This is a genomic window from Pseudomonas agronomica, assembly GCF_025917275.1.
In the GTDB taxonomy this organism is placed as follows: Bacteria; Pseudomonadota; Gammaproteobacteria; order Pseudomonadales; family Pseudomonadaceae; genus Aquipseudomonas; species Aquipseudomonas agronomica.
The window spans coordinates 1-7,695 of sequence record NZ_JAOSHO010000237.1 but is presented as its reverse complement, the minus strand read 5'-3'; the positions used below and the strand labels follow the sequence as shown (position 1 = coordinate 7,695).

Below are 7,695 nucleotides of genomic sequence, written 5' to 3'. Positions count from 1 at the left end.
CGCGAGCAAGCTCGCTCCCACAGTGGAAACCGGAGTGGGCTCAGGCTCAGGCCTTCGCCGGCTCCAACGCCATTTCCACCACTTCCGGCCGCTTGAGCAGCGCATACGCCACGCCCGTCAACAGCGCGCCCGCCACGATCGCCAGCAAATACAGCAGCGCATGGTTGATGGCGTTGGGAATCAACATCACGAACAACCCGCCGTGAGGCGCCATCAGCTTGCAGCCGAAATACATCGACAGCGCACCGGTCAGCGCACCGCCGGCAATGCTCGCTGGGATCACCCGCAACGGGTCCTTGGCGGCGAACGGGATCGCGCCTTCGGAGATGAAGCACAACCCCAGCACCAACGCTGCTTTACCGGCCTCGCGCTCGGTCTGGGCGAATTTGCGCCGGGCCAGGAAGGTGGCGATGCCCAAGCCAATGGGCGGTACCATCCCGGCGGCCATGGTCGCGGCCATTGGCGCGTAACTCTGGGAAGCCAGCAGCCCCACCGAGAACGCATAGGCTGCCTTGTTGATCGGCCCGCCGAGGTCGACGCACATCATTGCCCCCAACAGCACACCCAGCAGGATCGCGTTGGTGGTGCCCATGCTATCGAGGAAGTGGGTCAGCCCTTCGAGCATGCCCGCCACCGGTTTGCCGACGATGTAGATCATCACCAGGCCCGTGAACAGACTCGCCAGCAACGGAATGATCAGGATCGGCTTGAGCGCCTCCAGACTCTGGGGCAGCCGCGCGTAACGGTTGATCGCCTTGGCAGCGTAGCCAGCGAGGAAGCCGGCGATGATCCCGCCAATGAACCCGGCGCCCAGGGTGCTGGCGAGCAGTCCGCCAATCATGCCGGGGGCCAGGCCCGGCCGGTCGGCGATGGAATAGGCGATGTAGCCGGCCAGCAGCGGCACCATCAATTTGAACGCGGTGTCGCCGCCGATCTGCATCAGCGCCGCCGCCAGGGTGCCGGGCTCCTTGAAGGCGGTGATGCCGAACACGAACGACAAGGCAATCATCAGGCCGCCAGCCACCACCATCGGCAGCATGAACGACACCCCCGTCAGCAAGTGTTTGTAGACGCCGCTTTTTTCCGTCTTCGCCGGGCCCGTGGACGCACCGCTCGCGGCACTTTCCTGGACGCCTTCGGCCAAGGCTTTTTTCAGCGTGGCTTCGGCCTGCTTCAATGCAATGCCGGTGCCGCAGCGGTAGATTTTCTTGCCGGCGAAACGCTCGGTGGCGACTTCAATATCAGTCGCCAGCAACACCACGTCAGCCTCGGCAATCGCCTCAGGGCTGAGTGGATTGCGCGCACCCACCGAACCCTGGGTTTCGATCTTCAGGTCATAACCCAGGCGTGCCGCGGCCTGTTGCAAGGCTTCGGCGGCCATGAAGGTATGGGCGACGCCGGTCGGGCACGCGGTGATGGCAACCAGGCGCGGGGCACGTTCGGTCGATGGCGCAGGTTCTTCGGCGAGCACGTCGGCCTCGCCCAGCACTTCGGCCTCTTCGGCGCCGCGACGCAGCACGGCGTCAACGTCTTGCAGGGCCAGGGCTGGGGTGCTGCGGAACACCCGCTTGCCGACGAACCGAGACAGGTCCACCGGACCGCTGGCGACCAGCAGCACCCATTCGGCCGCTTCCAGAGTCGCCGCCGATAATTGGCGCTCGGGATGAGCCGCGTCGTGGACTTCAACGCTGGTGCTCCAACCCTGGCGCTGGGCCGCCGCGTCCAGCAGGCGGGCGCACAACACACTGGTGACCATGCCGTTCGGGCAGGCCGTCACAATGGCTAGTTTCATTCTTGCGAACCCTCTTATTGTTCTGTCAGGGGGCGCACGCGCACGCCCTGTTCAAGCGACGCCAGCAACGCGGTGTCGTGGATGCCAAAACCGATCTGGGTGACCGCCATGGCGGCGATGGCCGTGGCGGTGCGCAGGGTCTGCTCCGGCGCGTGGGCACCGAGCAATCCGTGCAGCATGCCGGCCAGCAGCGAATCGCCCGCGCCCACGGTACTGGCGACAGTCACCTTGGGCGGCGAGGCATGCAGCGCCGAACCGACGCTGAACCAATTCACACCGTCGGCGCCGTGGGAAATCACCACGTGTTCGACGCCTTGGGCATGCAGGCGCTGCGCCGCCTGGGCTTGGGCCAATTCCGTGACCACATCGCACCCCAGCGCATCGGCCAGTTCCTCGGTGTTCGGCTTGATCAACCACGGCCCGGCCGCCAAGGCGACGCGCAACGCTTCGCCACTGGTGTCGAGGGCGACGTTCAGGCCGAGTTGCTTGAGGCGCGTGATCAGCGCCTGCAACCATTGCGGGCTGACGCCCCGGGGCAAGCTGCCGGCCACGACCACGGCGTCATGGCCAGGGGCGATTTGTTCGAGGCGCGCCAGCAACGCTTGTTGTGCGGCTTCATGGACCATCGGGCCAGGGCCGTTGAGGTCGGTGATGCGCCCATCCTGTTCGGCCAGCTTGATGTTGCTGCGGGTTTCACCGGGGACGCGGATAAACGCGTCGACAAAGCCACGCTGGGCGAACAACGTCTCGAACACCTGGGCGTTGTCCTCACCGAGAAAACCGCTGACGGTCAGCGTATGGCCGAGATCCGCCAACACTTGCGCCACGTTCACGCCCTTGCCGGCGGCGTGGGCGTGCATGGCGTCGCTGCGGTTGACCTGGCCCGGTTCCAGGCGCGCCAATTCCACCGTGAGGTCGAGCGCCGGGTTGAGGGTCAGGGTAAGAATCTTCGCCATTACAGCGCCTCCACTAATGCGCGCACATCATCGGCGCTGCCCACGGCCAAGGCCGCTTGAGCCAGGGTTTGTACGTGCGCCAGGCTCAATTCGCGGACCCGCGCCTTCACCTCGGCAATGCTGCGGCCCGAGACACTCAGCTCGTCCACGCCCAGGCCCACCAGCACCGGCACCGCCAGCGGATCAGCCGCCAGCTCGCCGCACACACCGACCCATTTGCCATGGGCATGGGCGGCGCGCACGGTGATGTCGATCAGTTGCAGCACCGCCGGGTGCAAGCCATCGGCCTGGGCCGACAGGGTCGGGTGACCACGGTCGATCGCCAGGGTGTATTGGGTCAGGTCGTTGGTGCCGACACTGAAGAAGTCGACTTCCTTGGCGAGCACGGGCGCCAGCAGCGCGGCGGACGGTACTTCGATCATGATCCCCAGTTGCAGGTCCGCCACGGGAATTTCCCGGCGCAGGCGCTCGGTCATGTCCCGGGCCTGGCGCCACTCGTCGACGCTGCCGACCATGGGAAACATGATCCGCAGCGGACGGTTGTCCGCCGAGCGCAACAGGGCGCGCAGCTGCGCTTCCATGATATGCGGGCGCTGCAAGGTCAGGCGGATGCCGCGCACGCCGAGGAACGGGTTTTCTTCCTTGGCGATCGGCCAATAGGGCAGCGGCTTGTCGCCGCCGACGTCGAGGGTGCGCACCACCAGCGGCCGACCGGCCAGGCCATCGAGCACCTTGCGGTATTCGGCTTCCTGGGTCGCTTCGTCCGGGGCTTCGGTGTGGGCCATGAAGATCAGCTCGGTGCGCAACAGGCCGATGCCTTCGGCGCCCTGCTCCACCGCGCTGGTGACGCCGGCGCTTTCACCGATGTTGGCAAACACTTCCACGGCGTGACCGTCGCGGGTCAGCGCCGGTTGGTGCCGTTGCTCGGCGGCGACCTTGAGGCGCTGATCGCGGGTGTCGCGTTCCTCTTTGGCTCGCTGCAACGTGGCGGCGTCCGGGTCGACATGCAGGCGACCGCGCTGGCCGTCCAGCAGCAAGGACGTACCCGGGGCCAGCAGCAACACCGTCGCCCCAGCGCCCACCAGCGCTGGAATGCCCAGGGCACGGGCGACGATGGCGCTGTGGGCTGTGGCGCCGCCGCGTGCGGTAAGAATCCCCGCCACCCGCGCCGGGTCCAGGCGGGCGACGTCGGACGGGCCGACTTCGTCCATCACCAGAATGTACGGTTGATCCGGTTCAGCCGGGGTTTCGATGCCGCACAACTGCGCCAGTACCCGACGGCCTACGTCCCGCAGATCGGCGGCGCGCTCGGCGAGCAAGGCATCTTGCAAGGCTTCCTGTTCTTTCGCGGCGGCTTCGATCACGCCCATCCACGCCGCTTGCGCGCTCTCGCCCAGCTTCAGGCGGGTGTCGACTTCGTCGGTCAGTTCCGGGTCGTCGAGCATTTCCTGGTGGGTGATGAAAATCTCGCGGATGGCCTTCGCCTTCGCACGCCCGATCAGGCCCTCGATGTCGCGACGCACTTGGCTCAAGGCTTTTTGCAGGCGCTCGCGCTCGATGGCTGGGGACTCGCCACGCAGTGGATACTCGATGTCTTGCAGCACTTGGATATGCGCCGGACCGATGGCGATGCCCGGCGCGGCGGCGACGGCCTGGATCAGGCTGCCGGATTCCGGCGCGAGCAGCACGGTGGCAACTTCGGCAATGGTGGTTTCCCGTGGCGCGCTCGGTGGCGGCAACGGTTCGACTTCTTCGCCGAGACCTTCTTCGACGGCTGCGAGCAACGCCGGCAACGCGTCGGCGGCAATGCCGGGTTCGGCAATGAACTCCAGGACCTGACCACGACGGGCGCCCAGGCTCAGCAGCTTGCTCAGGCTCTTCACCGACACGGCGCTGTCCTGGCCATCGACGATGCGCACGCGGATCTCGCCTTCGAAGCTTTTCGCCAATTGGGCGAGGATCTTTGCCGGGCGGGCATGCAGCCCGTGGGCATTCGCCAGGCCGATGCGCGCACTGGGCCAGTCGGCAGGCAACTCGCCCCCCAGCACTTCCAGGACCTTGCGGCTGCTGGTGGCGCGGCCCAATTCATGGCCGCGACCTTCGATCAGCAACGCGCAGAGTCTTTCCAGCAAGGCTTGGTGAGCTTCCCCCAGGCTCGCCAGGCAGAACAATCCGCTCAAGGGTTGGCCGAGGTAACGAATGGGTTTGTCCGGCGTGACGAAGGCCAGGCCCGGACGCTTGACGGTCTGCTCGCTGTGCAGCCACCAGAGCCCGTCGCCGAGGGGCAACGCGTCGACCTGCTGCAACACGCCGGCAAAGCCGTTGCTCACGCAATCGGCCTGGCGCAACAGACGGGCGCCGCGCCAGACCAACTCTTCGAAATCGTCGGCCGACACACCGAGGCCGATCATCTGCGCATCCAGCGCCAGCTCCTGCGGCGCGCCCTGCAGCAATTTCAGCAGCGCTTCGGCGGAACCGGCGCGACGCAGGGCCTGGCCCAGGTCGGTCTCGCCGAGAGCGCGGGTCAGCAGTTGCAGCAGGCGCAAGTGTTCGTCGGACTTGGCCGCGATGCCAATCGCCAGGTAAACGATCTGGCCGTCGCCCCAGTCCACGCCGTCAGGAAACTGCAACAAGCGCACGCCGGTGGAGTACACCAGGTCGCGGGTCTGCGGCGTACCGTGGGGGATGGCAATACCTTGGCCAAGAAAGGTCGAGCCCTGGGCCTCACGGGCCTGCAAGCCGGCAAGATAGCCCTCGGCTACCAGCCCATCGGCAACTAGTTTGTCAGCGAGCAGTTGCAGCGCGGCGTCTTTATCCACAGCCACCTGGGCCATGGATATCTGCTCTAGAGTGAGCTCGAGCATGCTTTCTCCTTTTTGGCGTCCGGTTGGCGCCAGGTATTGTTTTGAATGAATCAGCTTAGCGTTGCAAAACGGCTTCCGGCGGTATCGCGGCAGCACCGACCAAAAACCTGAGAGCCTTGAAAATACGCCTGCTGAAACGTTTAATCTAGAAAGATTGGCACGTTACTCGATAATCTTTCATCCTTGAAGTGCAACTTGTCGAAAGCGTCTGGAGGGTGACCATCGATCCGAATCGGGTAGGATGAGCCTTCATTGTCGGGGCACACTCGAAAAAACAAGGAAAACCGGGTTGAAACTCAGTGATATCGCCCAGCTCGCCGGTGTGTCCGTGACCACCGCCAGCTACGTCATCAACGGCAAGGCCGAACAGCAACGCATCAGCAACGCGACCGTCGAACGGGTGCGGGCGGTGGTCGAGGAGCATGGTTTCACGCCCAACCCCCAGGCTGCCGGATTACGCAGCCGGCATACCCGCACCCTGGGCTTCATCTTGCCGGACCTGGAAAACCCCAGCTACGCGCGTATCGCCAAGCTGTTGGAACAAGGTGCTCGCGCCCGAGGCTACCAACTGCTGATCGCCAGCTCCGATGATGCGCCCGACAGCGAGCGGCAACTGTTGCAACTGTTCCGCGCCCGGCGCTGCGATGCGCTGATCGTCGCCAGTTGCCTGCCCGCCGAAGACGACAGTTATCGCCAATTGCAGGCCAAGGGCATCCCGATCATCGCCATCGACCGGGTGATGGAACCCGCGCATTTCTGCTCGGTGATCAGCGATGACCGCCAGGCCAGCCTGCAACTGACCCGCAGCCTGCTGGAGACGAACCCACGACAGATCGCGCTGATCAGCGCCCGCCCCGAACTGAGCATAAGCCAGGAGCGGACCGCCGGTTTCCGCGAGGCGCTGGAAGGTTTCGAAGGCCAGGTGCTGATCGAGCACGGCGAGTCGTTCAGCCGTGAATGCGGTCGCCAGATGATGGACGAAATGCTCGCCCGCCTGGGCCATTTGCCCGACGCGTTGATCACCACCTCCTACGTGCTGCTGCAAGGGGTGTTCGATGCCCTTCACGATTTTCCACTCAAGGCACGGCCGCTGCGCCTGGGCACGTTTGGTGACACACAACTGTTGGATTTCCTGCCGCTGCCGGTCAATGCCATGTCCCAACAGCATCAACTGATCGCCGAGAAAGCCCTGGAAATGGCGCTGGCCGCCATCGAAAACGATGACTACCAGCCCGGTGTCCAGGCGATTGCGCGTACGTTCAAACAGCGCATTCACCAAGGCTGAAGTTTCGGAACCCCGCATGGAACTGATCGACACCCACACCCACCTGGACTTTCCGGATTTCGACGTGGACCGGCCGGCGCTGCTGGCCGAAAGCCGCGCCCTGGGCGTCCGGGAAATGGTGGTACTCGGGGTGTACAGGGACAACTGGCAACGCGTCTGGGACCTGGTGCAAAGCGACCCGCACCTGCATGCCGCGCTGGGCTTGCATCCGGTGTATCTCGATCAGCATCACGACAAGGATCTTGCGCGGTTGCGTGAATGGCTGACCCGCCTGGCGGGGCATCGGCAGCTGTGCGCAGTGGGTGAAATCGGCCTGGACTATTACGTCGACACCCTGGATCGCGACCGCCAGCAAGCGCTGTTCGAAGCGCAGCTGGAACTGGCCGTGGAGTTCGAGCTGCCAGCGCTGATCCATGTCCGCCGCAGCCACGCCGCCGTGATCGCGACACTCAAACGCATCTGCCCGACGCGTGCCGGCATCATCCACGCTTTCGCCGGGAGCTTCGAAGAGGCCCGCGAGTACATCAAGCTCGGCTTCAAGCTCGGCCTCGGCGGCGCGGCCACGTGGCCCCAGGCCCTGCGCATGCATCGGGTGCTGCCGAAATTGCCGTTGGACGCGGTGGTGCTGGAGACCGACTCACCGGACATGGCTCCGGCAATGTTCCCCGGCCAACGCAACAGCCCGGCGCATTTGCCGGCGATTTGTGAGGCGCTGGCGGCGATCATGGCGGTGACGCCTGAGCGACTGGCCGAGGCCAGCACGGCGAACGCGCGCGAACTGTTCAACTGGTAAAAACC

The 7,695-nt window shown here is 65.1% G+C and carries 5 protein-coding genes; 2 read left to right on the top strand and 3 right to left on the bottom strand.

What is annotated here, in order from left to right; all coding sequences use genetic code 11:
* Window positions 1–46: 46 nt before the first annotated feature.
* Genes OC610_RS16795 through ptsP form a run of 3 tightly spaced genes read right to left on the bottom strand, consistent with a single transcriptional unit; the run spans window position 47 to window position 5,612 of the window.
* The gene (locus tag OC610_RS16795) at window positions 47–1,792 is read right to left on the bottom strand and encodes a PTS fructose-like transporter subunit IIB (RefSeq protein WP_264429176.1); all 1,746 of its coding nucleotides are present in this window, start codon (window positions 1,790–1,792) and stop codon (window positions 47–49) included.
* Between the two features lie 14 nt (window positions 1,793–1,806).
* Entirely contained in the window at window positions 1,807–2,748 is a 942-nt protein-coding gene (gene pfkB / locus OC610_RS16790) for a 1-phosphofructokinase (RefSeq protein ID WP_264429174.1), read from the bottom strand.
* Window positions 2,748–5,612 carry a phosphoenolpyruvate--protein phosphotransferase gene (gene ptsP / locus OC610_RS16785; protein WP_264429172.1) on the bottom strand — a complete coding sequence of 955 codons (2,865 nt, stop codon included), beginning with the start codon at window positions 5,610–5,612 and terminating at the stop codon, window positions 2,748–2,750. Before ptsP ends, pfkB begins: the two co-directional genes overlap by 1 nt.
* Before the next feature lie 289 nt (window positions 5,613–5,901).
* Here ptsP and cra point away from each other — a divergent pair, with 289 nt between their 5' ends.
* Window positions 5,902–6,897: a catabolite repressor/activator gene (gene cra / locus OC610_RS16780; protein WP_264429171.1), complete on the top strand. Its 996-nt coding sequence runs from the start codon at window positions 5,902–5,904 to the stop codon at window positions 6,895–6,897.
* Window positions 6,898–6,913: 16 nt separating this feature from the next.
* Window positions 6,914–7,690, top strand: coding sequence for a TatD family hydrolase (locus tag OC610_RS16775; RefSeq protein ID WP_264429169.1), 777 nt, complete (start codon window positions 6,914–6,916; stop codon window positions 7,688–7,690).
* The last annotated feature ends 5 nt before the right edge of the window (window positions 7,691–7,695 follow it).